This window comes from Sphingomonas sp. PSPC2-2, assembly GCF_049897725.1.
In the GTDB taxonomy this organism is placed as follows: Bacteria; Pseudomonadota; Alphaproteobacteria; order Sphingomonadales; family Sphingomonadaceae; genus Sphingomonas.
Genome location: NZ_JAFCWU010000011.1, coordinates 25495 through 48513 on the forward strand (window position 1 = coordinate 25495; position 23019 = coordinate 48513).

At 64.4% G+C, this 23019-nt stretch carries 26 protein-coding genes and 1 tRNA gene; 16 read left to right on the top strand and 11 right to left on the bottom strand.

The annotated features are described in order from the left end of the window. Positions 1-4 precede the first annotated feature (4 nt). The gene (locus tag ACP7BY_RS17555; RefSeq protein WP_231565225.1) at positions 5-538 is read left to right on the top strand and encodes a hypothetical protein; all 534 of its coding nucleotides are present in this window, start codon (positions 5-7) and stop codon (positions 536-538) included. Between the two features lie 6 nt (positions 539-544). Here the strand turns inward: ACP7BY_RS17555 and ACP7BY_RS17560 are convergent, their stop codons facing one another. The 5 genes from ACP7BY_RS17560 to ACP7BY_RS17580 form a co-directional block, all read right to left on the bottom strand. Continuing rightward, on the bottom strand, positions 545-1831 hold the full coding sequence (locus ACP7BY_RS17560; protein WP_033965920.1) for a homoserine dehydrogenase: 1287 nt from the start codon (positions 1829-1831) through the stop codon (positions 545-547). Between the two features lie 70 nt (positions 1832-1901). Next, a complete protein-coding gene (locus ACP7BY_RS17565; protein WP_137903294.1) occupies positions 1902-2195 on the bottom strand; it encodes a hypothetical protein in 294 nt (97 codons plus the stop codon). A 28-nt stretch (positions 2196-2223) separates the two neighbouring features. Next, positions 2224-3189 (bottom strand): isopenicillin N synthase family dioxygenase, encoded by a 966-nt coding sequence (locus ACP7BY_RS17570; protein ID WP_137903295.1) that lies wholly within the window; start codon positions 3187-3189, stop codon positions 2224-2226. A 78-nt stretch (positions 3190-3267) separates the two neighbouring features. Then, positions 3268-3768 carry a hypothetical protein gene (locus ACP7BY_RS17575; RefSeq protein ID WP_033965903.1) on the bottom strand — a complete coding sequence of 167 codons (501 nt, stop codon included), beginning with the start codon at positions 3766-3768 and terminating at the stop codon, positions 3268-3270. Between the two features lie 64 nt (positions 3769-3832). Then, a complete protein-coding gene (locus tag ACP7BY_RS17580) occupies positions 3833-4243 on the bottom strand; it encodes a DUF3597 domain-containing protein (protein ID WP_033965919.1) in 411 nt (136 codons plus the stop codon). A gap of 134 nt (positions 4244-4377) precedes the next feature. On the opposite strand from ACP7BY_RS17580, the gene ACP7BY_RS17585 reads away from it, so the two are divergent. The 3 genes from ACP7BY_RS17585 (at position 4378) to ACP7BY_RS17595 (ending at position 6849) form a co-directional block, all read left to right on the top strand. Further along, the gene (locus ACP7BY_RS17585) at positions 4378-5607 is read left to right on the top strand and encodes a multidrug effflux MFS transporter (protein WP_137903296.1); all 1230 of its coding nucleotides are present in this window, start codon (positions 4378-4380) and stop codon (positions 5605-5607) included. A 92-nt stretch (positions 5608-5699) separates the two neighbouring features. Then, positions 5700-6056, top strand: coding sequence for a DNA primase (locus ACP7BY_RS17590; protein WP_171010612.1), 357 nt, complete (start codon positions 5700-5702; stop codon positions 6054-6056). 139 nt (positions 6057-6195) lie between these two features. Next, positions 6196-6849, top strand: coding sequence for a hypothetical protein (locus ACP7BY_RS17595; protein WP_052192425.1), 654 nt, complete (start codon positions 6196-6198; stop codon positions 6847-6849). A gap of 6 nt (positions 6850-6855) precedes the next feature. Here the strand turns inward: ACP7BY_RS17595 and ACP7BY_RS17600 are convergent, their stop codons facing one another. Then, entirely contained in the window at positions 6856-7092 is a 237-nt protein-coding gene (locus ACP7BY_RS17600) for a hypothetical protein (RefSeq protein ID WP_033965902.1), read from the bottom strand. A gap of 7 nt (positions 7093-7099) precedes the next feature. Further along, a complete protein-coding gene (locus ACP7BY_RS17605; RefSeq protein ID WP_126845380.1) occupies positions 7100-7294 on the bottom strand; it encodes a hypothetical protein in 195 nt (64 codons plus the stop codon). A gap of 64 nt (positions 7295-7358) precedes the next feature. Here ACP7BY_RS17605 and ACP7BY_RS17610 point away from each other — a divergent pair, with 64 nt between their 5' ends. Beyond that, entirely contained in the window at positions 7359-8066 is a 708-nt protein-coding gene (locus ACP7BY_RS17610; protein ID WP_033965900.1) for a Crp/Fnr family transcriptional regulator, read from the top strand. 9 nt (positions 8067-8075) lie between these two features. On the opposite strand, the gene ACP7BY_RS17615 is transcribed toward ACP7BY_RS17610, so the two are convergent. Then, entirely contained in the window at positions 8076-8759 is a 684-nt protein-coding gene (locus tag ACP7BY_RS17615) for an RBBP9/YdeN family alpha/beta hydrolase (protein ID WP_033965898.1), read from the bottom strand. 281 nt (positions 8760-9040) lie between these two features. Here ACP7BY_RS17615 and ACP7BY_RS17620 point away from each other — a divergent pair, with 281 nt between their 5' ends. The 5 genes from ACP7BY_RS17620 to proC all read left to right on the top strand — a co-directional run bounded on the left by ACP7BY_RS17620 (position 9041) and on the right by proC (position 12182). Beyond that, positions 9041-9772, top strand: coding sequence for a TlyA family RNA methyltransferase (locus ACP7BY_RS17620; protein ID WP_033965914.1), 732 nt, complete (start codon positions 9041-9043; stop codon positions 9770-9772). Between the two features lie 120 nt (positions 9773-9892). Then, entirely contained in the window at positions 9893-10450 is a 558-nt protein-coding gene (locus ACP7BY_RS17625) for a TspO/MBR family protein (protein ID WP_033965913.1), read from the top strand. 19 nt (positions 10451-10469) lie between these two features. Further along, positions 10470-10736, top strand: coding sequence for an accessory factor UbiK family protein (locus ACP7BY_RS17630; RefSeq protein ID WP_033965896.1), 267 nt, complete (start codon positions 10470-10472; stop codon positions 10734-10736). A gap of 105 nt (positions 10737-10841) precedes the next feature. Continuing rightward, on the top strand, positions 10842-11357 hold the full coding sequence (locus ACP7BY_RS17635) for a YbjN domain-containing protein (RefSeq protein ID WP_033965895.1): 516 nt from the start codon (positions 10842-10844) through the stop codon (positions 11355-11357). 45 nt (positions 11358-11402) lie between these two features. Beyond that, a complete protein-coding gene (gene proC, locus ACP7BY_RS17640; RefSeq protein WP_033965912.1) occupies positions 11403-12182 on the top strand; it encodes a pyrroline-5-carboxylate reductase in 780 nt (259 codons plus the stop codon). Between the two features lie 38 nt (positions 12183-12220). On the opposite strand, the gene ACP7BY_RS17645 is transcribed toward proC, so the two are convergent. Then, the gene (locus ACP7BY_RS17645) at positions 12221-12700 is read right to left on the bottom strand and encodes a MarR family transcriptional regulator (RefSeq protein ID WP_033965894.1); all 480 of its coding nucleotides are present in this window, start codon (positions 12698-12700) and stop codon (positions 12221-12223) included. A gap of 72 nt (positions 12701-12772) precedes the next feature. Between ACP7BY_RS17645 and ACP7BY_RS17650 the strand changes: the two genes are divergently transcribed. The 3 genes from ACP7BY_RS17650 to ACP7BY_RS17660 all read left to right on the top strand — a co-directional run bounded on the left by ACP7BY_RS17650 (position 12773) and on the right by ACP7BY_RS17660 (position 15068). After that, the gene (locus tag ACP7BY_RS17650; RefSeq protein ID WP_033965893.1) at positions 12773-13897 is read left to right on the top strand and encodes a branched-chain amino acid aminotransferase; all 1125 of its coding nucleotides are present in this window, start codon (positions 12773-12775) and stop codon (positions 13895-13897) included. 60 nt (positions 13898-13957) lie between these two features. Continuing rightward, positions 13958-14032, top strand: a tRNA-Gln gene (locus ACP7BY_RS17655). Between the two features lie 61 nt (positions 14033-14093). Further along, positions 14094-15068 carry a polysaccharide deacetylase family protein gene (locus ACP7BY_RS17660; protein WP_231565222.1) on the top strand — a complete coding sequence of 325 codons (975 nt, stop codon included), beginning with the start codon at positions 14094-14096 and terminating at the stop codon, positions 15066-15068. 26 nt (positions 15069-15094) lie between these two features. On the opposite strand, the gene ACP7BY_RS17665 is transcribed toward ACP7BY_RS17660, so the two are convergent. Then, positions 15095-16381: a sensor histidine kinase gene (locus ACP7BY_RS17665; protein WP_033965891.1), complete on the bottom strand. Its 1287-nt coding sequence runs from the start codon at positions 16379-16381 to the stop codon at positions 15095-15097. Between the two features lie 2 nt (positions 16382-16383). Then, positions 16384-17058: a response regulator gene (locus tag ACP7BY_RS17670; RefSeq protein WP_033965888.1), complete on the bottom strand. Its 675-nt coding sequence runs from the start codon at positions 17056-17058 to the stop codon at positions 16384-16386. An 88-nt stretch (positions 17059-17146) separates the two neighbouring features. On the opposite strand from ACP7BY_RS17670, the gene ACP7BY_RS17675 reads away from it, so the two are divergent. The 3 genes from ACP7BY_RS17675 to ACP7BY_RS17685 are packed head-to-tail and all read left to right on the top strand — an operon-like array spanning position 17147 to position 23015. Beyond that, complete coding sequence (locus ACP7BY_RS17675) at positions 17147-18409, top strand: efflux RND transporter periplasmic adaptor subunit (RefSeq protein ID WP_033965886.1); 1263 nt, start codon at positions 17147-17149, stop codon at positions 18407-18409. After that, positions 18406-21597, top strand: a complete 3192-nt coding sequence (locus tag ACP7BY_RS17680; protein WP_137903297.1) for an efflux RND transporter permease subunit — start codon at positions 18406-18408, stop codon at positions 21595-21597. The genes ACP7BY_RS17675 and ACP7BY_RS17680 overlap by 4 nt, the downstream gene beginning before the upstream one ends. Continuing rightward, the gene (locus tag ACP7BY_RS17685) at positions 21594-23015 is read left to right on the top strand and encodes an efflux transporter outer membrane subunit (RefSeq protein WP_033965885.1); all 1422 of its coding nucleotides are present in this window, start codon (positions 21594-21596) and stop codon (positions 23013-23015) included. The genes ACP7BY_RS17680 and ACP7BY_RS17685 overlap by 4 nt, the downstream gene beginning before the upstream one ends. The last annotated feature ends 4 nt before the right edge of the window (positions 23016-23019 follow it).

The window sequence follows — 23019 nt, forward strand, 5'->3', positions numbered from 1 at the left end:
GCAGATGATGCTGTTGCTGCTCCTCGCCGCGCAAAGCGCAAGCCCTGCGGCGAGTCCTCCTGCAGCACCGACATCGTTCTCGATTTTGCAGCCAGTGCCCGATGAACCGTGCGTTCGGCGCGGCTCGAAAAACACCGATCCCGACGACATCGTGGTGTGCGGCAAACCGCTGCCATCGCAAGCGCTGCCGTATCCAAATGAGGCGGTGTTGGACGAACCGCGACCCTCCAACCCCGATTTGCGCGGAACCGGCGCGCTTGCCCTTGAGGCAACGCCGTGCGCCGGGCGCAGCGGCGGCTGCGGAAGCGGCATCGATCTGTTCGGCATGGGCACGGCGGCAGTGCGGCTGGTGCAGAAAGCGGTAGCGCCGGGCAGTTGCTGCGAGGAGCCGGGTGAGGGCACGAATGTATTCCGGCTCGCCAAGGACACGGTTGGCGGGGTGAAGCGCGCCTTTCGCAAGAAGCCCGACAAATCCCGGCGCGTGCCGATCCTGTTGGATGACACGCCGCCTGCGACCTTCGGCAAGGTTACCGGGTAACCACGGCTAGCCGAGAATGTGCATCCAGAGCGGACGGCCGACCAGGCTTTGCGAACCGCGCAGCCGTTCCAGGGCCTGCGCCACGCTGCGCTCCGGGCCTTCATGCGTGACGATGGCGACCAGCACGGATCCATCGGCGTGGACGCCACGCTGCATCAGGCTTTCGATCGAGACGCCGGCATCGCGCATCGCCGCAGCAATTTCCGCGAGCACGCCGACGCGGTCGGCGACGGTGAAGCGGACATAAGCGCGTCCCATCCGGTTGCCGGCATCGGCGGGGCCCTGCGCCAACAGGGCGTCGGCAGGCATGGCGAAAGCGGGGCCGAATTCGCCGCGCGCAATGTCGATCAGATCCGCGACCACGGCGGACGCGGTCGGCCCGTCGCCGGCACCGGCCCCCTGGAACAGCAAGCGCCCGACGAAATTGCCTTCCGCCACCACGGCGTTGGTCGCGCCGATCACATGCGCAAGCGGGTGGCTGACGGGCACGAGATGCGGATGGACGCGCTGGAACAGCCCGTTCGGGCCGGACTCGGCCAGCCCGATCAAGCGCACGCGGTAGCCGAGCGAGGCCGCCTCGGCGATGTCGGCGGCGAGCACGTCACGAATGCCGCTGGCCGCGACGTCGGCAAAGGCGGGCTGCGTACCGAAAGCGAGGCTGGCGAGCAGCGAAACCTTGTGCGCGGCATCGACGCCATCGATGTCGAAGCTTGGGTCGGATTCGGCAAAGCCAAGCGCCTGTGCCTCGGCCAGCACGTCGGCGAAATCGCGGCCTTCGGCTTCCATCTTGGACAGGATGAAATTGCAGGTGCCGTTAAGGATGCCGTAGACGCGCTCGATCTCATTGGCGGCAGCGCCCTCGCGCAGCCCCTTGATGACGGGCACGCCGCCGGCGACGGCAGCTTCGAACTTCAAGGCGACGTTCGCTCCTTCGGCGGCGCGCGCCAGCTCCAGCCCGTGATGCGCCAGCATCGCCTTGTTGGCGGTGACGAAGCTCTTGCCCGCGCCCAACGTGGCACGCGCCAGCGTAAGCGCGGGGCCGTCCGACCCGCCGACCAATTCCACCACGACATCGACATCGGCATGGGCGAGCGCAGTGGTATCGTCGACCCAGGCGAAGCGACCGATATCCACGCCACGATCCTTGCTCCGATCGCGCGCCGACACCGCGACGATTTCGATCGGCCGCCCGGCGCGCCGCGCGATCAGCGCGCCATTGGTGTCGAGCAAGCGGATCACGCCTGCGCCGACCGTGCCGAGACCGGCAAGCGCGATGCGGAGGGGTTTGGTCATGGGTTCGACTTCCTGCCTTATACTGCGCGGCGGCTCATGCGGCACGATCGACCCTGAAACAAGATCGCACTTATTTTGGGGGCGTGATCACGACTAGAGTGCAGCCCTTGCTGCAATCCGGCATTGTGTACGCGACGTGAACGAGAATCGCGGCACTCCAGCTTATGATCGTAGTGCCAAACAGCCGCACAGCTGTGTCGAAGTGTCGGCGTTGGAAGGCGATCCACTGTGCTAAGCCGCTGACTGCGGCAACAATTAACAAGATCGAGACCGGCAACGGCAAAGCCAAAAATTGGGCCGGACGGGTCAATGCAGACAGCGCCGTAAGCCCGGCCAGCACCGTCCCGAGCGCACCGATCGCCAATTGCAGGTATCGTCCCGCCCGGATCACCTCAGGCCTTCACCAACCCGATTTCGACCAACCGCTCATGCAGATAATCGTGCGCGGTGATCGGGGTGGGATAGCGGTTGGGGTTTTCCGCAGAGATCGTCGAGGGCAGCGTCTCGATCAGGAAATCGGGAGCCGGGTGTAGGAAGAACGGCATCGAATACCGCGAATGGCCGCGGCGTTCGGGGGCCGGATTGACGACGCGGTGCGTGGTCGAGGGCAAAACGTGGTTGGTCAGGCGCTGGAGCATGTCGCCGACATTGACGACCATCGCGCCTTCGGGCGGCCTGATCGCCAGCCACGCGCCATTTTTGTCGAGCAGTTCGAGCCCGGCCTCCTCGGCCCCGAGCAGCAGGGTGATGAGGTTGATGTCCTCATGCGCCCCGGCGCGGACCTCCGGGGCGTCGGCGGGGACGGGGGGGTAATGCAGCAGACGCAGCACCGAATTGCCGTCCTTTACGGCATGATCGAACCAGTCGGGGCTCAAACCCAAATGGCGCGCAATCGCCGAGAGCAAGCGATCGCCCGCGGTATCGAAGGCCGCGAACAGTTCGATAAAGGTCTCGCGGAAGCCCTCGGGCTGGTCGGGCCAGATGTTGGGGGACATTTGCGCCTCGAAGCGGTGGCCCTTGGCCAGCTCGCGACCGATATGCCAGAATTCCTTCAGGTCGACATGGCTCGCGCCCTTGGCGATCTCGGTCTTGAACGGCGTGTAGCCGCGCGCGCCGCCGCCGCCTGCGACGAAATAGGCGCGTTTCGTGTCCTCGGGCAGCGCGAAGAAGGCCTCGGTCATCGCCCATGCCTGCGCGATCAGATCGGCGGGAACGCCATGATCTGCGACGACGGCAAAGCCAAATCGCTCGAACGACCCGCCGAGCGCGGCCGCAAAGGCGACTGGATCGGCGGCTTCGTCGTTGAGCGAAAGCGCTGGGACTTGCGCGGTTGTGGGAGCAGTCGGCGTATCGAGCATGATCGGGCGTCCGTCAGGGTAAAGCAACCCGATAAACCGGATTCGCCCGCACGTCATCCATAGACCGCCACCCCCTGCTCAACCGATGGTGATGACGCCCTTCGCCATATCGCTGCCGTTGGGCACCAGGTCGAGCGCGAAAGGCTCACCTTCATTGGTCTTGCCGGTGAGACCATTGCCCTCTGCGGTCAGCGTGAATCCGGCGGAGGTCAGTTTGGTCTTGAACCAGTCCCGGACCGCAGCGGGGGAAGCGGGGCTGGTAAAGGCAACACGGACGTGCCCGTCCTCTTCGGCATCGGGCTTGTTCTTGGCGGTGATGTTCACGCTGCCGATCGTCGAACCCGGATACAGATGGACGCCGTTCATATCGAAATTGTTCGCGTCCAACTTCACGTTGGGGAGTGTTACTTTGCCCTTGAAAAACGGCGTGTCGATCGACGCTTCGCCATTGCCGTCGAAACCGGCGAGCACCGAGCCGTCGCCATTGGAGGTGTTGATCGAAATCGAGGTGCCGTCCTTGTCCGCCCCACATGCGGCAAGGGGGAGCAGCGCAACCGCGCAGACCAGGGAACGGAGCATGGCGGACCTCATGTGTATCATAGTATTAATACACTAACGGTCCGCCACGCCGTTCGTCAAGAGCTCAGTGCGTCAGCGCGGCGGGCACGGTGCCGCCGGACTCGGCGAGCTTGACCATGACCTGCTGGTGCAACCAGATGTTCATCGTCGCGCTGTCCTCGGTATCGCCGGTGAAGCCGAGTTCGTGCGCGAGGGCGAGACGGTTTTCATGGCTCGGGTCGAGATCGAGCACTTTCATCAGGTCGACGATCGACTCGCGCCAGTTGAGCTCCTGCCCCTTGGCCTCGGCTTTGGCGGTGAGGATCGCTTCGACATCAACCGGTGCGGTGGTGGCAGCCGGGGTGGTTTCTGCGGGCGGGTTGCCCGGGTCGGACGGCGTGTTCATCTGCGGCATCGCCGAAGTGGAGGGAACGGCTTCGACCGGGGCGGCCTTCTGGCCCCAGATTGCATCCTTGATCATGCTGAAAATGCCCATCGCCATGCTCCGAGTGGTGGAGCCACGAAAGTGCCGCAACGGTGCTACGGTTCCATGACGCGCGATAGATTCAAGCTGGAGTGCGGATGAATTGATGGGTGACCTGCGCGGCGGGCTCGGGCATTGGGAACGGCATGCCTGTTTCTACCGACACCTCTGTGCAGGACTCGCCGCCAATTCGCCTGGTGGAGTTCGTGCCTCTGATCGCGGCGCTCATTTCGCTCGGCGCGCTCGGGATCGATACGATGTTGCCGGCCTTGCCGGATATCGCACGTCGGCTGGGGGTGGATGCGATTGTCGACGGCCCGTTGATTTTGACGGTGTTCGTGGTTGGGCTGGGGATCGGGCAATTGATCCACGGGCCGCTGACCGATCGTTTCGGGCGTCGGCCGGTGCTGATCGCGGGCCTGATCGGGTACATTGTGTGCAATCTGCTGGCCGGGCTTGCTAACAGTTTCGTGCTTTTGCTGGCGATGCGATTCATTAGCGGATTGGCGATCGCTGCCAGCCGCGTCGTGACCATAGCGGTGATCCGGGACTGTTTTTCGGGCCGCGCAATGGCGCAGGTGACCAGCCTGGCGTTTATGGTGTTCATGGCGGTGCCGATCGTGGCTCCGAGCATCGGCCAGGCGATTTTGCTGCTGGGGTCGTGGCGGTTGATTTTTGAGATGATCGCGGCGGCCGCGTTGTTGTGCCTGGTCTGGTTCGTCCTTCGTATGCCCGAAACACTGCGCCCGGAAAACCGTGCGCCGCTGTCGCTCCGCAGCACGCTGTCGGGCTGGCGGCACACGCTGCGCGATCGCTATTCGCTGGGTTATATGATTGCGGCGCTGATCTGCCAGGGCGCGATTTTCGGGTATCTCAGCTCCATTCAACCGATCATGGAGCATGTCTTTCATCGTCCCGCGCTGCTCGGCAGCGTGTTTGCCGCTTCGGCCGGTACGATGGCGGTCGCGAACCTGCTGAATTCGCGGATCGTGATTCATTTGGGAATGCGCCGTATTTCGCAGGTTGCGCTGGTGGTGATGATCGCCTCGTCCGGTACCGGCTTGGCTGTCGGCCATCTTGGGGACGAACCGCTGCTCGTGTTCGTGGTCGTGCAGGCGATCACGATGGCGTGTTTTGGCCTTGCCACGTCCAACATGTCGGCGATGGCGATGGAAAATATGGGAGAGATTGCGGGGATCGCGTCGAGCGTGCAGGGCTTTTTCGGGATCACGCTCGGCGGGGTGATCGGCTGGGCGATTGGACGCAGCTTCGACGGCACGACCGCGCCGATGCATTTGGGTTTCCTCATCGCCGGCGTGGCGGGGCTTGGCATCGCGGCGATCGTGGAACGTGGGCGGTTGTTTCGTCCCAGCTGAGCAAATTTCGGCGCAATGCGGAACCGAACGAGGGTTGCACGGTTCGAAGTTTGGAATGATCCTACATCGTGTGGGCTGTCGGGAGAGACGCAATGAGCATGGGTGGACACCGCGTGCCGGGGGAAGGCACCGGCGACGACGGATATGACGAAGAAGGCTATGACGAGAGCCAGCGCGCTGAAATCCTGGAGGTAACGCGCGACGGCCCCAGCGATGGCAATCTGCTGACCGACCTCAACCCCGACATCGCGTCCGAAAATGACGACGATGACGACGATGATCTCGACATGGAAGACGATGATCTCGGCGAGGAAGATGACGATCTGGACACCGAAAAGGATCCAGACGAGGACGAGGAAGACGAAGACGACGTTCAGGACGAACTCGACGACGATACGGTCGATGAGGACGAATTGAGCGACCGCGACGACGCAGCCCTGCGTCCCTGATCGTAAAATAGGGGTGGCCGACGGGTGTCGGCCGCTTTTTTTTGACCGCCGCAAATGCGCTGCGATGGCTGGTTGGCGGCCACGTCGCGTCCGGGCGCTAGCCTTATTGTCCCTCCGATTCCTTGTGTGAGACGTGGTGATGTCGCGTATTGTTCTGGCTCCGTGGCCGCTGTTTTTCCTCGTTGCCTGCACCGCGCAGCCTGCGCGCGATCCTGCGGTGAATACCGAAGCGGCGAAACAACGGGAACCGGTGGCGGTCGATGCCCATTCCGGAGACGCAGGCGGTGCGCGCAATTCAGTCGCCAGCAATGAGGAGGCTTCGGTGCCGCCCGACGCATTGCAACCGCCTGCACCGGGCACGCCGGGCGGATTGCCGGACGATCGCACCCCGATTGCGGAGACACCGTTCGCGCCCGACAGTGCGCAAGGCGCGGCAAATGTCGTACAAACCTATTACGCGTTGATCGGGGAAGCGAAATATCGCGAGGCCTTCGCGCTTCGCATCCCCGGCTCGGGCGCTGCCGGAAGCGCAGGACCGTTCGCTGCCGATTTTGCGCGTTATAGCGAATATCACGCCAATATCGGCGCGCCCGGGCCAGTGGATGCCGGAGCCGGACAGCGCTATGTCACCGTTCCCGTACAGATTTACGCCCGGCTGAAGCAAAGCCGGAAACCGCTCTATCAGATCGGTACTGTTACGCTGCACCGAACGGCCGATATTGACGGCGCTTCCCCCGAACAACGCCAATGGCGCATCCAGTCGATCGAGGTGAAAGACGCACCGCGTCGTTAAGGGGGCTCAGTCGCCCTTCATGGCGTTGGCCAGAATGGCAAGGTCGGCATTGTCGATGGCGGCACCCGTGGCGTCGGTGGCATTGGCCGTCGCTGCCGTTTCACCATGTCCACCGGAAGGGGCAAAGCCAACCGTGTCGACTGCGGTCCACAGGATGCCGATCGCCCAAAGCAGCGCCGACCAGCGGCTGAGGAAGAGTTTTCGGAACGGCACTGGTGCGAAGTAGCGCGCCGTGATTAACATTCTTCCCTTAGCATGAATGATTCCAGGGAAATTCCTCGTCGGGGCGACGATCGGCGAGATCTGCTGCACGATGGAGCTGTTCGGCAGATTGTTTGGCGGCTTGCGGAGTTAAAGAGGCAGCCAGGCCGTCCGGCCCGTCGAGCAGGACTTCGCCTCGCTCCGCCGCTACACGGATTGGCGTATCGCTCGGTGGTTTCGACATTTAATCTCTCCCGGTGGACAGAACGCGGTGCTGCGGCGCATGTTCCGGGAAAATAGGGGAAACTATGTACACTAGCCTGTTCCTTAAGACTCATCGCCACCCGGTTCTGGACGCCGATGACGTTGCTGCGCTGGAAGGCGCGGTCGGACGGACGGCCAAGTTTTCGGCCAAGCAAATCATCGTTCGTCAGCACACGCCGCTGACCCAATGTACCTTGCTGCTGGAAGGGTTTGTCGAGCGCTACAAGGATACGCCAGAGGGACGGCGGCAAATTCTCGCGATTCACGTGCCAGGCGATTTTGTCGATTTGCACAGCTATCCGCTGAAGCGTCTCGAACACTCGGTTGCCGCCCTCACCGACGTACAGGTCGCATTTTTTCCGCATAGCGCGATTCGGGCGCTAACCGAGCGATCCGCGACACTCACCGAACTGCTGTGGCGCTCGACCCTGATCGACGCCGCGATCAATCGGGAATGGATCGTTTCGATCGGCGCGCGCAGCGCCGTGGTCCGGCTCGCGCACCTGTTTTGCGAGATGTACGTTCGCCTCGAGCGCATCGGGATGACCAACGGCTTCACCTTCGCGCTGCCGTTGACCCAAGTCGACCTGTCCGACGCCACCGGTCTGACCGCCGTTCACGCCAACCGCATGCTCCGTCAGTTGCGGGAGCAGGGACTGGTCAGTTTTCGGCAGGGAACAGTCGATATCCTCGATTGGGACGCCTTGCGGCGCTTCGCCGATTTCGACCCTGCCTATCTGTTCTTCGATTGATGTGCAGGATCAGGCGATCGGTCCACCCGCCAGATAATGCGACTGCGCCGCGTCGGTTGCGTTGATGGCGAGGATGGAGCGCGCATCGCCCGGTGTCAGGGGCTTGCCGTTGCGATCCGCCGCCGCGCCGATCACGCGGTGGAGCAATTCCTGACCCTCTTCCCACCATCCGATCCCGCTCGCGGCGTTCAGATGGCCTTGTGCAACGGCATCGACGAAGTGGCTGCCCCAGCCGACCGCCAGGCTGTGCGCGCGTTCGATCGTGATCCAGGGGTCGTCACGGCTGGCGACGACAATCGACGGGAAGGGCAGCGGGCTGACGGGAGTGGGGCCAAAGGCGGCGAGTTCGGCCTGCGCGTCCGGTCGGTCGACATCGGCGGGGGCGACCAGCAGCGCCCCGGCGACGGGCCAGCCATAAGGCTGCCGGGTCAGCTCGGCCCACCACGCCACGGCGAGACAGCCAAGGCTATGCGCGGCGAGCACGACCGGTGCCTGTGCCGAACGAATCGCCTGGTCGAGCTTGGTAACCCAGGCATTGCGATGCGGTGTGTTCCACATGCCCAGCTCGACCCGAATGGTGTCCGGGCGCGCCTGTTCCCATAAGGTCTGCCAATGCGACGGCCCCGAGCCACCCAGGCCCGGAACGGTCAGAATGGTCGGCTGAACGGGGTCGAAATTCGAGAAGGTACCCATCGATCCTCTCCCAATAAGCCCCGGAACAGCGGGCGGAGAGACGTGGCCACCCGTGCTCTAGGGGGACGCCGCATGGCCACGCCTCCAAGAGGAAAATGTATTCCTACTTAAAAGATAGGCAATAGCGCTGCGCCAGAAAGAACGGCGTGTGCGGTGACCCGAAATGGGGACGACGGCGCGGCGTAAAGCGGGCCAGGGGGAGCGTGATTGCGGGGTTGCCACAGGCCAAGCGACTCGAAGCCCCCTTGCGCATGCGCGCGGCTTCGCGTTGGAAGATCGGCATGTCCAAGACCCGTGCTGACCAACTTCTCGTCGATCGCGGCCTGGCCGAAAGCCGGACGCGCGCGCAGGCGCTGATCATGGCGGGGCTAGTGTTCGCGGGAGACCGCAAGATCGACAAGCCCGGCCAGGCCGTGGCGGATGATGTTGTGCTCGATGTGCGCGGGCGGGATCATCCATGGGTGTCGCGCGGCGGAATCAAGCTGGCGCATGGCCTCGATGCGGTCGGGTGGGATGTCACCGGCGCAGTCGCGATCGATGTCGGCTCCTCGACCGGCGGCTTTACCGACGTCCTGCTCCATCGCGGCGCGACGCGCGTCTATGCGGTCGACAGCGGCACCAACCAATTGGCGTGGAAGCTGCGGCAGGATCCCCGGGTCATTGTCCACGAACAGACCAGCGCGCGCATCTTGACCGACGCGCATATTCCCGAGCCGGTCGACCTGATCGTCTGCGATGCCAGCTTTATCGGCCTCGCCAAGGTGCTGGAGGTGCCGCTACGCTTTGCCAAGCCGGAGGCACGGCTGCTTGCGCTGATCAAACCGCAATTCGAGGCTGGCCGCACCGAGGTGGGCAAGGGCGGGGTTGTGCGCGATCCTGCGGTGCATGCGCGCGTCTGCGCCGAAGTCTCGGCATGGGTGGTCGCGCAGGGCTGGTCCGTTGCGACACTTGTCGAGAGTCCCATCACCGGGCCCGAAGGCAATATCGAATTCCTGATCGCGGCCACCCGATAGGCGATCGGCGTTGGTTGGGTAAAATTTAACCACGCAACCTGGCCGCCGTTCTTCTATAGAAGAGTGGGCAAGGCGACAGTGGAGCGCCTGACAGATTCGCGCGTAACCGGGGACCGTGGCTTGAGAGAGATTGCATCAAGACAACAGTTGCGGCTTGCGTTTTTGCGTTGGGCGGTCGTGACCGTGCCGTTCGTGCTGCTGCTGGGCTTTACCTCGGCGCGATTGGCTCCGGCCGGTTCGGCCAATGCCTGGTACGCCGCGCTTGTTAAACCGGCTATCACGCCGCCGGATTGGGCCTTCCCGGCGGCTTGGTCGGCAATATACGTACTGCTTGGCCTTGCGCTGGCAATGATCATTCACGCCCGCGGATCGCGTATGCGCGGCCCGGCGATCGCGCTGTTTGCTGTTCAACTGGCGGTGAATTTGAGTTGGTCTCCGGTGTTTTTCGGCATGCATCAAGTGACGTTCGCGCTTGGAATCGTCGCGTTGATGTTCCTGCTTGCGCTGGCGATGACGATTGTCTTTGCCCGGATTCGCGGGATGGCCGGTGCTTTGCTGGTGCCGTATCTCGCCTGGCTGGTGTTTGCCTTCTATCTCAATTACCAGATCGTGGACTTGAATCCGGGGGCCGAAACCCTTGCGCCGCCGTCCGCCACCACCCAAATCATCAAGCTCTGAACCCCACGGGATTTTCCGCATGCAATCCGACAACAAGATTTTCGACGACTTCGCCAAGTTTCTGAACGGTGCCGCCGGTACGCTGGCCGGTGTCGGGCGCGAAGCGGAAGCGGGCGCGCGGGCGCGGGCGAAGGAGTGGATCGGCGGCTTGGATTTCGTTTCACGCGACGAATTCGAGGCGGTCAAGGCGATGGCGGCGGCAGCGCGCGACGATGCCGATGCGCTGCGCGCGCGCCTCGATGCCCTCGAAGCGAAAGCGACGGTGGCCCCCAAGGCGGAGGGCTGAGACGATCTTTTCCACAGTTTTTTCGATTGGCTTGCCTGCCCCATTCTTGTGCTGCCCGGCGCGCTGCGTCACGACAGTGTCCAAGGCGAATGATGGAGGCGCACGATGATCCTCGATGAGGCGGATTTCGATCGCGACGATGCAGCGCCGATCGACATGCTGGAAAGCTATTTCGCGGCGCATGGCTGGGACCACGAACGGCAAGACGATGAAGTCATCGCCAAGGTCAAAGGAAGCTGGACGCAATATGAGCTTCGCGCGCTATGGCGCGAGGAAGACAGCGTTATTCAATTCCTGGCCTTTCCCGATGTTCGCGTCGCCGACGACCGGCGTGGTGCGATCTACGAAGCGATCGGGCTGATCAACGAGCAATTGTGGGTCGGGCATTTCGAATTGTGGTCGGCCAGCGGAATCCTGCTGTACCGCCATGCCGCGATGATCGAAGGCGCGACCGAATCGGGCGGCGGCACGATGTCGCTGGGGACGGCGGAGTTGCTGGTCGAAAGTGCGATCGACGAGTGCGAGCGATTCTATCCGGTGTTTCAGTTCGTCCTGTGGGGCGGCAAAACCCCTGCCGAAGCGATGGCTGCAGCCATGACAGAGACGCAGGGCGAGGCCTGAATGGTCGGGCACGACCGTCCGGAGCGGACGGTGACTCGCGTCTGGATGATCGGTTGCGGGAATATGGGCGGGGCGATGCTCCGCCAATGGATTGCCAGTGGGGTTCTGGCACCCGGCAATGTCGATGTGGTCAACCGGGCCGACCGGCTTTTGCCGACAGGCGTCCGGCAGGCGCGGGATGTGCCGAGCGGGCCATTGCCCGATCTCGTGATACTGGCGATGAAGCCGCAGCAATTGGACGACGTCGCGGGGCGCTTTGCGGAGCGCTTGCGGGGCGTGCCGGCGTTGATCTCGATTTTGGCGGGCGTGGAAGAGCAAGCGTTGGCCGAGCGGTTTCAGGCCCGGGCGATCGTTCGGGCGATGCCCAATCTGCCGGTCGGGATCGGCAAGGGCGTGGTGGCGCTCGACAGCAGTAGTGCCGATCCGGCGCTGCGCGGCGCGATTACGACGTTGATGGCGGCGCTCGGGCTGGTCGAATGGGTCGATGCGGCGCATTTTGACGCGGTCACCGCGCTGGCCGGGTGCGGACCGGCGTTCCTATACCGCTTTATCGATGCGCTCGCGGCGGCGGGCGTCGCGCAGGGATTGCCAGAGGATCAGGCGAACCGGCTGGCGCTCGCCACGGTTGAGGGATCGGCGCTGCTGGCCGCTGCGGCGGATGTTCCGCCGGGCACGCTTGCCGATCGTGTCGCCAGCCCAGGCGGATCCACGCGCAAGGGGCTCGACGTGCTCGATCAGGGGGAGGCCCTCGTCGCTTTGCTGCGCGAGACGGTTGCAGCATCCGCTCGGCGCAATGCCGAAATGGCCGCGGCAGCGCGACGCTAGCATGATGCCGCCGGTGTCCGCTTAAAGGCTGTCGCCGGTCAGACCGAGAGGAGCTTCAGCACCTCGTCGGGGGTGATGCCTTCCAGCACCGCCCAAAAACCGCTGACCGCATTTTGTCCGGCGCTGGCATATGCTTGCGCCCACACTTGGCGGACGCATTCGAACAGATCGCCTTCGAGGTCTTTGCCCGCCTGCGACAATCGCAAGAGCCGTTGCCGTCGATCGCGCTCGCCGACTCGTGTTTCGACGAGGTTACGCTCCACCAGCTCGTTGAGAACGCGGCCGAGCGATTGCTTGGTAATGCCAAGCAGCCCGAGAAGCGCGCTGACGGTCAAATCGGGATGGCGCGCGATAAAATACAAAGCGCGGTGGTGCGCCCGGCCCAGTCCCAACGCGCTCAGCCGCTCCTCGGTAGAGCGCGCAAGCGTGCTCTGCGCGAAGTACATGAGTTCCATGCCACGACGGATTTCGGGTTCGCGCAGGAAAAGCGGCGAGGCGGAGGCGATTGCGGTAGCCATTGTTGACCGCGTTTGCCGCCTCCCGTACAGCCCTTCAACCCCCAAATTGTAACAACTTGTCGCAGGGCTTCGATGCAGCAGAACGCCACTATCGCCCACCGCCCCACAGCCGATGCGCAGACCTTCGCCGTCGAGCCGCATCCGACGCCGACTCTCGCGAACGAACGCACCGGCCTGATCGCCAACCCCGGTTTCGGGCGCGTCTTCACCGATCACATGGTGACGATCCGCTATAACGAGGTTGCGGGTTGGCACGACGCCAAGATCACCCCGCGCGCCGCGTTCCAAATGGATACCGCCTCGGCGGTGCTGCATTATGCGCAGGAAATTTTCGAGGGGCTGAAGGCGTATCGTTTGCCCGATGGCGGTGCCGCGCTGTTCCGCCCCGCAGCAAACGCGGCGCGTTTCCGCAAATCGGCGGAGCGGATGGCGATGGTGCCGCTGCCCGATGAGCTCTTCGTCGAGTCGGTCCGCGCCATCGTGCGGCAAGAGGCCGACTGGATCCCCGATATCGACGGCGGCGCGCTGTATCTGCGCCCGTTCATGATCGCGAGCGAAGTGTTCCTCGGGGTAAAGCCGTCCAGCGAATATCTGTACGCCGTGATCGCGTCTTCGGTCGGTGCCTATTTCAAGGGTGGCGCGCCCGCCGTAACCTTGTGGGTGTCGCAGGACTATACGCGCGCCGCACCCGGCGGCACTGGTGCGGCCAAATGCGGGGGCAATTATGCGGCCAGTCTGATCGCCCAGGCCGAGGCGACTCGGCAGGGGTGCGATCAGGTGCTGTTCCTCGACGCGATCGAGCGGCGCTGGATCGAAGAACTGGGCGGCATGAACATCTTCTTCGTGTTCGACGATGGCAGTATCGCCACTCCACCGCTGACCGGCACGATTCTCCCCGGCATCACCCGCGATTCGCTGCTGACCCTGGCGCGTGACATGGGCCTGAACGTCCGCGAGGAGCCTTACGCGATCGACCAGTGCCGCGCCGATGCGCAAAGTGGCCGTTTGCTGGAAGCGTTTGCCTGCGGAACGGCGGCGGTCGTCACCCCGATCGGCACGATGAAGATGCGCGATGGCGCGTTCGACATTGGCGGCGGTGGCCCTGGGCAAACAACGTTGCGGTTGCGCCAGGCATTGATCGATATTCAGCGCGGACACGCGCCCGATCCGTATGGCTGGCTCGAGCGGGTGATCTGAAAGCGCGAATCCGGGCTTTCCAAGCTTGGATTCGCAGCCTAAAGCACGCCGCTCCCGGATTGGGGCGTCGCCAAGTGGTAAGGCAGCGGCTTTTGATGCCGCCATTCGCAGGTTCGAACCCTGCCGCCCCAGCCAATCTCTTCATCACGATTCTGCATGGGCAGAAAATTAGCGGTCGACAGAAGCGGAGCCGCGCTTGAAAGACGCAGCGACGATGACGATGCTCCGCCTGATCCTGCTCGGCCTGACCGCCGCCACCCTGTCCTGCGGCCCGGCTGACGCGCGAACTCGGCACGCCAAAATCGCCCTAACCTTCGATGACCTGCCGGCGCTGACGATCGCGAAGGACCAGCGTTATGTGAACGGCTTGAACGCCGACATTCTGGAGGGTCTGCGCAAGCACAGGATTCCGGCGACGGGGTTCGTCAACGAATCGAAGCTCAACGAGCTGGATCGACCGCAACAGATCGCCGTTCTGGAGCATTGGCTCGATGCGGGAATGGACCTGGGGAATCACACCTTTTCCCACGAATCCCCCAACCGCCTGGGCGCGGCCGCTTACATTGCCGATATTGCGCGCGGCGAGCCGGTTACGCGTGGGTTGCTTGAAGAACGGCACCGTCGGATTGGCTGGTTTCGCCACCCCTATCTCGAAACCGGCACGCCGGAGGCGGTCAAGCACGAGATCAACGCCTGGCTGACCGCGCATGGCTATCGCATCGCGCCGGTCACGATCGATGCCGACGACTGGGAATTTGCCGAGCCCTATGATGCCGCGACCATCGCGCAGGACGAGGCGGCGCGCGCGCGGATCCGGCAGCTCTATCTCGCCCATACCGCGACGACGATCCGCTGGTATCGCAGCGCAGCGCGTGCGCTGTTCGGGCGCGATATCGCCTATGTCATGCTGCTGCACGCGACGCGGCTGAATGCGGATTCGATCGACGACCTCGCCGCCATCCTTCGGCGCGAGCATCTGCAGCCGGTGACGCTGCCGCAGGCGATGAAGGACCCGGCGTATCGCACCCCCGATCCCTATACCGGCAAGGAAGGGATCGAATGGATGGAGCGCTGGTCGATGGCGCTGCACAAGCCGCTGCCGTGGAGCAGCTTCACCGACGTGCCGAAAGAGATCGAAGCCGCCTATGACCGGGTCGATCATGATCGGTGAGGTTCAATCGTCGGTGACGTCGAATTTCAGGCCCGGATCCTGATCTCAAACACCAGCCCGCGGCCCGCTTCGCCGCGCCGAACGTTCAGTCGCCCGCCATGCGCCCGCGCCACCCGGTCGACAATCGATAGACCGATGCCCGAGCCTTCGATCTGCGACCCGGCACCACGCCAGAGCCGTTCCGTCAGGCGCGCCAGATCCTCCTGCGGTAGCGGCGGACCGTCGTCGCAGACGGTGATGCCAGCGTTCGCGCTGCGGACTTCGATCGCGGTTCCGGGCGGCGTGTGGCGGGTCGCATTGTCGAGCAGATTCTCGAGCGCGAGCGTGAGCGCTTCGCCATACCCATAGACCTGTGCCGGGCCGGGAGCGCGATCGAGCGCAATGCTGCGGCCCGAGGCCAGAATCGCAGGCGCACGATCGGCGACGACCTGTTCCGCCAACCGGTGGAGATCGACGGTCGTGCCACTCGATTCCAACGGTCGCTCAAGCTCTGCCAGCGCCAGCAATTGTGCGATCACGCGCCCGGCGCGATCCACGGCTGCCATCAGCGCCGAGCGCGCCTCCGGGTCGGCAATCGCGTCGGCGCGCAATCGTATGGCAGCGAGAGGCGTACGCAATTCATGCGCGACATCGGCGGCAAAGGCGGTTTGCACCCGGATCGCCGCGGCGAGACGGTCCAGCGCGGCATTGGCGGCCTCGGCCAGCGGCTCCGCCTCCAGCGGGAGCAGGCCGCGCGGCAAGCGCGTGTCGAGGGATTGCGGACCGATTTGCGCTGCGGCCAGTGAGACCATGCGCATGCGGTGCGTCAAACGGCGCGCGAGCAGCGCGCCGATCACTGGCACGAGCAGTGCAATCGGCAGCGATATCAGCGCAAAGCGCGAGAGGAAGTTGCGCACGACATCGTCGGTGACCACCTCCGGGTCGGCATCGTCTTGCGATACGACAATCCAGCCTACCGTTGCGGGCAGGCAGAACGCCTGGATCGCGCCTTTTCGAAAGAAATGCGATGTCTCATCGAGCGGTGCGGCCGCCAGGATCTGCGGCCGTGACGGTCCGTAGGAATTGAGCACCCGGCGATTTCGGCCGATCACGCTGACGGCCATGCCGTTGGACAAGACCACGGGTTGGGGGGCACCGGCCTGCCCGAACGACGCCGAAAGCGCCGCCTGTCGGCGCAGCAAATTCCGCTGAAAATGGTCGGCGGTCTGGTGCAGCAGGGCAGACGCGCTCCACAGCAACGTGATTGCGGCGACCAAAGCGATGCCGACATGCAGCGCGATAAATTGCCCGAGCAGCGAGCGCGGCGCGCGCATTCTCACGCGGCGGCGACCATCATATAGCCGACGCCGCGTACCGTCTCGATCCGCGCGCAGCTCGATCCGTCTTCCAGCTTTTTGCGCAAGCGGTGGATATAGACCTCCACCGCATTGGACCCAAGATCGCTGTCGAGGCCGAAGAGCTGATCCTCCACCACGGTTTTGGGTACGACCTTGCCGCAACGGCGCAACAGCAATTCCAGCAACTGCGTTTCGCGCACGGACAGCGCCAGCGGTTGGGCATCGATATAGGCGACGCGAGTCTCGACGATGAATTCCAAAGCGCCGCAGCGGAGCGACTTGCCGGTATAGCCATCCCGACGCCGCAGGATGGCAAGCAGCCGCGCGTGGAGTTCATCGACGTCGAAGGGTTTGACCATATATTCGTCGGCCCCTTCGTTCAGGCCGCGAATGCGGGCATCGATCGCGCCGCGCGCGCTCAGCACGAGCACGGGCCGCGTGTCGCCGCGCGCGCGCATCCGCGTCAACAAAGCGATGCCGTCTTCGTCGGGCAAGCCGAGGTCGAGCAACACTGCCGCATAATCGATTGCGGCGAGATACGCTTCGGCTTCGCCAACGTCGCGTGCGCGTTCCACCGACACACCGCGCCGCGAGAGGGCATCGACCAGCGGCACCGCCACTTCATCGTCGTCCTCGACCAACAAGACCCGCATTCTCGGACTTTCTGCACTGCAGCAATTTGTAAGCGAGATGTAAGCTGGCTTACGTAGAGGTGCCAGCCTTGCCGCAATAGGGTTTCCGATGCACGCTTCTCCGACACCCGAATCCCTGCCCGAGACTCGCACGCTGGCCCCGGCCACGCAGACACGCTGGCTTGTCATCGTCGCCGTTTGTGTGATCGCTGCGGCGCTGTTGTGGTTCGCCGTCGCGCGCCTGACGCACCGCGAGCCCGCCGCCCCGCAACCGACGCCGCCGGGAACCTTGCGCCTGACCGCCGACCAGATGGCGGGATTGAAGACGATGCGCGTCGGCTATTCGGCCTCGGACGACCGCACGTTGGCGAGCGGTGCGATCACGGTCGATGGCGATCGCAGCACACCGGTGCTGATGCCTTATGCGGGCCAGATCGTGCGCGTCCTGGCCGATGCCGGGCAATATGTCCGCGCGGGCCAGCCGCTGCTGCTGGTCAAGACCAGCGATTTCGTCGATGCGTGCAGCGGTCTGTTTGCGGCGCGCGCGGCGTATCAGAACGCGCAGGCGCAATTGGCGACCGCAACGCGCAATGCCGAGCGCCAACGCCAGATTTTCGAGACCGCAGGCGGCGCGCAGAAGGATTATCTGCAAGCGCAGACCGATCTCGTCGCGGCGCAGGCGACCGCGCGCACCACGGCGGCGGCGCTGGGCGCGGCGCGCGATAAATTGTCGATCCTCGGCAAGACCTCCGGCGAAATCTCACGGCTGGAAAGCGTCAACGAAGTGTCGGGCATTCACGACCGCACCACGCTCCATGCGCCGATCGGCGGCCTGATCGCCTCGCGCGATGTGTCGGCCGGGCAATATGTTGCGCAGGGCGGCGACAAGCCGGTGATGACGATCACCGATCCGTCGCACGTCTGGCTGATCGCGCAGATCGCCGAAAGCGATGCCAATGCGGTGCATGTCGGCGATTCGGTGACCGTGACGACGCAGGCGCTGCCCGGACGCAGCTTCCACGCGACGATCGATCTGGTCGGCGCGGCGCTCGATCCGCAGACGCACCGCTTGCCGGTCCGCGCGACCATCGCCAATCCCGATGGGATGCTGAAGCCGCAAATGTTCGCGAGCTTCTCGATCCAGCGGCCGCAGCGCGGCACGGCGCTGCGCATCCCCGCCGAGGCGGTGATCCATGAGGGCGAAACGGCGCGGGTGTGGGTCGTGCGCCCCGATGGGCTGCTCCAGGCCCGCACGATCACGGCGGGTGACGCGCAGGATGGCACCATTGCCGTGCTCGCCGGCCTGAAGCCGGGCGAACGGATCGTCACCGCAGGGGCGCTGTTCGTGAACGAGGCGGGTCTCGGCGAATGAACCGCCTGGTTGAATTTTCGCTGCGGCAGCGGTTGCTGATCGTCGGCATCTTTGCCGCGATGCTGGTCGCAGGCGCGATCGGCTTCTGGAACCTCAATATCGAAGCCTATCCCGATCCCGTGCCGCCGATGGTCGAGGTGATCACGCAGACGCAGGGTCTCTCGGCCGAGGAGATGGAGCGCAACGTCACCATCCCGATCGAGGTCGGCATGGCGGGCATCCCGCATTTGACCGCGATCCGTGCGATTTCGCTGTTCGGCCTGTCCGACATCAAGATCCAGTTCAGCTACGACCTGACCAATGAGGGGGCCAAGCAGCAGGTGATCAACCGCCTGTCGCAATTGCCCCCGCTCGCGGGTGGGGCGCAGCCGACTTTGTCGCCGACCAGCCCGGTCGGCGAAATCTATCGCTACAAGATCAGCGCCCCGCCCGGTTATTCGGTGATGGACCTCAAGACGCTGCAGGACTGGGTGCTGCAACGGCGCTTCAAACGCATTCCCGGCGTGATCGATGTGACCGGCTGGGGCGGAAAACTGCGGACCTATGATGTCGTGATCGACAATGATCGGCTCGCGGCGCAGGGCGTTTCGGTCGGGCAGGTTTTGGCGGCGCTGGGCAAGAGCGACGGCAATGTCGGCGGGCAGACGATCAACTTCGGGGCGCAGGCGGCGATCGTGCGCGGCGTCGGGTTGATCCAGTCGGTATCGGCGATCCAGAACGTACTGGTCGGCACGGCCAACGGTCAGCCGATCCTGCTGAAAAACGTGGCGCATGTCGAGATCGGCAATGCGCCGCGGCTCGGCATCGCCGGGTATAACAATGAGGACGACATCGTTCAGGGCATCGTGCTGATGCAGCGCGGCGCGCAATCGATGCCGACGATCGAAGCGGTGCAGAAGGAAGTCGCCGACATCAACGCCTCGGGCATCCTGCCGCCGGGCGTGCATCTCGATCGCATCTATGACCGCTCGGACCTGATCCACCTGACGATCCACACCGTGCTGGAAAATCTGGTCGCGGGGATTGCGCTGATCTTCTTCCTGCAATGGGCGTTTCTCGGCAATTTGCGCAGCGCGATCATTGTTGCCGCGACCATTCCCTTTGCGCTCGCCTTCGCGATCCTGATCCTGGTGTTGCAGGGCGAAAGTGCGAACCTGTTGTCGGTCGGTGCGCTCGATTTCGGGCTGGTGGTCGATGCCAGCGTCATCATGGTCGAGAATATCTTCCGCCACATGGTGGAACGCTCAGCGCATGTCGAAGGCGGGCGCGGGCATTACACACTGGCCAGCCGCTTCTCGGCGGTGTTGGGGGCGAGCCATGAGGTCAGCCGGGGCATCTTCTTCGCCGCCGCGATCATCATTGCGAGCTTCCTGCCGCTGTTCACGCTGACGGGCGTCGAAGGCCATATCTTTGGGCCGATGGCGAAGACCTATGCCTATGCCATTACCGGCGGCCTGATCGCCACCTTCACCGTCGCGCCGGTACTGGCGACGATGTTGCTGCCCGACAAATTGTCCGAGGTGGAAACGTGGATCGTCGCGCGGTTGCGCCGCCTGTACGAGCCCGCCGCCGCCTTTGCGCTCGGCAACCGCATCCTCGCGATCGGCGGGGTGTTGCTGCTGCTCGGCGGGGCGATGGTCGGCGTGCGCTCGCTCGGCATCGAATTCCTGCCCCATCTCGAGGAGGGCAACATGTATATCCGCGCGAGCCTGCCGGCCTCGATCAGCCTGGAGGCGGGTCAGCCAGTGGTAGACGGCGTACGGCGGATGATCGCCCAATATCCCGAAGTGGAATCGGTGTTGTCGGCGCATGGACGGCCCGATGACGGCACCGATTCAACGGGCTTCTTCAACGCCGAGTTCTTCGTGCCGCTGAAACCGACCGGTAGCTGGCCCGCAGGCGTGACCAAGGAAACGCTGACCGCCGAACTGTCGAAGAAGCTGCAGGCCAAATATCCCGGCGTCGATTTCTCCTTCTCGCAATATATCGAGGACAATGTCGAGGAAGCCGCATCCGGGGTGAAGGGTGCCAATTCGATCAAGCTGTTCGGCCCAGATTTGCCGACGCTCGAAAAATATGCCGATGCGATCAAGGCGGAGATGGCCAAGGTCAAGGGTATCGAGGATCTGGGCGTGTTCCAGTCGCTCGGCCAACCGACGGTGCGGATCGATGTCGATCGCGCGCGCGCCTCGCGTTATGGCCTGACACCTGACGACATCAACGCGACCGTGGCGGCGGCAATCGGTGGGCAATCGGCGGCGGATCTGTATGAAAAGGGCACGGACCGGCACTTCCCGATCGTCGTGCGCCTGAAGGCAGAGCAGCGCGATTCCCTCGACGCGATCCGCCGCATCACCGTTGGCGCGCCGTCGCCCAATGGTAATGGCACGATCCAGGTGCCGCTGTCCGAAGTCGCCGATATCAAACTGACATCGGGTGCGTCGTTCATCTATCGCGAGCATCAGGAACGCTACATCCCGATCAAATTCTCGGTGCGCGGGCGCGATCTCGGCGGCGCGGTGGAAGAGGCGCGGGCACGGATCACGCGGACGGTGCATTTGCCGCCCGGCTATCACCTCGAATGGGCGGGCGAGCTCGACAATCTCACCAACGCCGTCGCGCGGTTGGAGGTAGTCGTGCCGATCAGCCTGCTGCTGATTCTGCTATTGCTCTACGCCAATTTCGGGTCGATCCGTGACAGTCTGCTCGCTTTCTCGGCAATCCCGATGGCGATCATCGGCGGCGTGCTGGCGCTCGCATTGACGGGCACGGCCTTCAGCATTTCCTCGGCGATCGGCTTTGTCGCCTTGTTCGGCATTGCGGTGATGGACGGCATTCTGGTCGTCACCACCTATAACCACGCAATCGACGAATATATGGGGCGGCAAGGCGCTTTGGCGACGACGGTGCGACACAGCTTGCGCCCGGTGGTGATGACCTGCCTGGTGGCGGCGATCGGCCTGCTGCCGGCCGCCATCTCCAATGGGATCGGCAGCCAGGTACAGAAGCCGCTGGCGCTGGTGGTGGTGGGGGGTATGACGCTTGCCCCGTTGCTGATCCTACTGGTGTTGCCGGTGCTGATCGATCGCTTCTCGCGGCGGGTGCCGCCGGGGGATCGCGGTGCGCACGGGCGCGATGTCGGGCACCATCCGCACCCCACCGCCGATTCGGGGGAGATGCCGGCATGAAGCGCCTCTTGCTCGCAGTGCTCGCCGGGTCGGTATCGGCTTGTGCGGTCGGCCCCCGGGACCTGGATCCGCATGTCGCGTTACCGCCGCCTGTCAAACCGCAGAGCTTTGCGCCGCGTGCCGGGGAGGCGCAGGTGGCGCGGACCGGCACCGTGGCGAGCGACTGGTGGCGCGCTTTCGGATCGTCCGATCTCGATGCACTGGTGGACGAGGCGCTACGTCATGCGACCGACATCGCCGTCGCCGATGCGGCCTTGCGTCAGGCGCGCGAGCTTGCCGGGGCGGCGGGTGGCGCGGCGTTGCCTCAGGTCGATGCGAGCTATCAGGCGCAGCGCACGCGCGTTTCCAAGGCGCTTGCTCCCGCAGTGACCGACGCCACGCAATATCTGTATTCGTTGCACACCGCGCAGGTGACGGTCAGCTATTCGCCCGACGTGTTCGGTGGAACGCATGCCAAGATCCGGTCGGCACGGGCTGCGGCGGATGTCGCACGCCACCGGCTTGAAGCGGCACGCGCGACTGTAGCGGCCAATTTGGTGCAGGCCGTGATCCAGCGCGCGTCGCTGGCCGATCAGATCGACGCGGCGCGGGCAAGTTTGGCGGTCAACCGCGACATTCTGCAGAGCCAGCGGCGACGCCAGCAACTTGGTGCTGTGGGCGAGGCGGATGTGGCGACCCAGCAGACCGCCTTGGCAACGGCGGAAGCGGCGCTGCCGGCACTTGTGCGAGCAGAGGCGCATCAGCGCGTGGTCATCGGCACCTTGCTCGGCCGCGCGGCGGGGGGCGATCTGCCGACCCTGCCAGCGCTTTCTGCCATCTCACTGCCGCACGACGTGCCGCTTGCCTTGCCGTCCGACCTCGTGGCGCGGCGCCCCGATGTGCGCGCCGCGCGGGCGCAACTCGAAGGGGCAGGGGCCGATGTCGGCGTGGCGATTGCCGCCCGTTTGCCCAACCTGCAGTTGAGCGCGAGCGCCGGGGGCGAGGCGCAGCATCTGTTCGACCTGTTCCAGAGTGGCAATCCGTTCTGGGCGTTGCTCGGCGGAGTCACGCAGCCGATCTTCCACGGCGGGGCGTTGCGACACCAGCAGCGCGCGGCAGAAGCCGCGCTGGACGGGGCAAAGGCGCAATATCGCGCGGCGGTGCTACAGGCGTTTGGGGACGTTTCGGACGCGTTGAGCGGCCTGCGCACCGATGCCGATGCGCTGGACGCCGCCGCGCGCGCGAGCGATGCCTCCGGTCGCGCGCTCGGCTTCGTTCGCCGCCAATTGGCGCTTGGGGATGTTGGTACTCTGGCCCTGCTCAACGCCACCGCCGCAGACGCGCAGGCGCGTGCACAGTTGATCCAGGCGCGCGCTGCCCGGTTGGCCGACACCGTTGCTTTGTACCAGGCGGTCGGCGGTGGTGTTGTCGCCGATTGAGGTG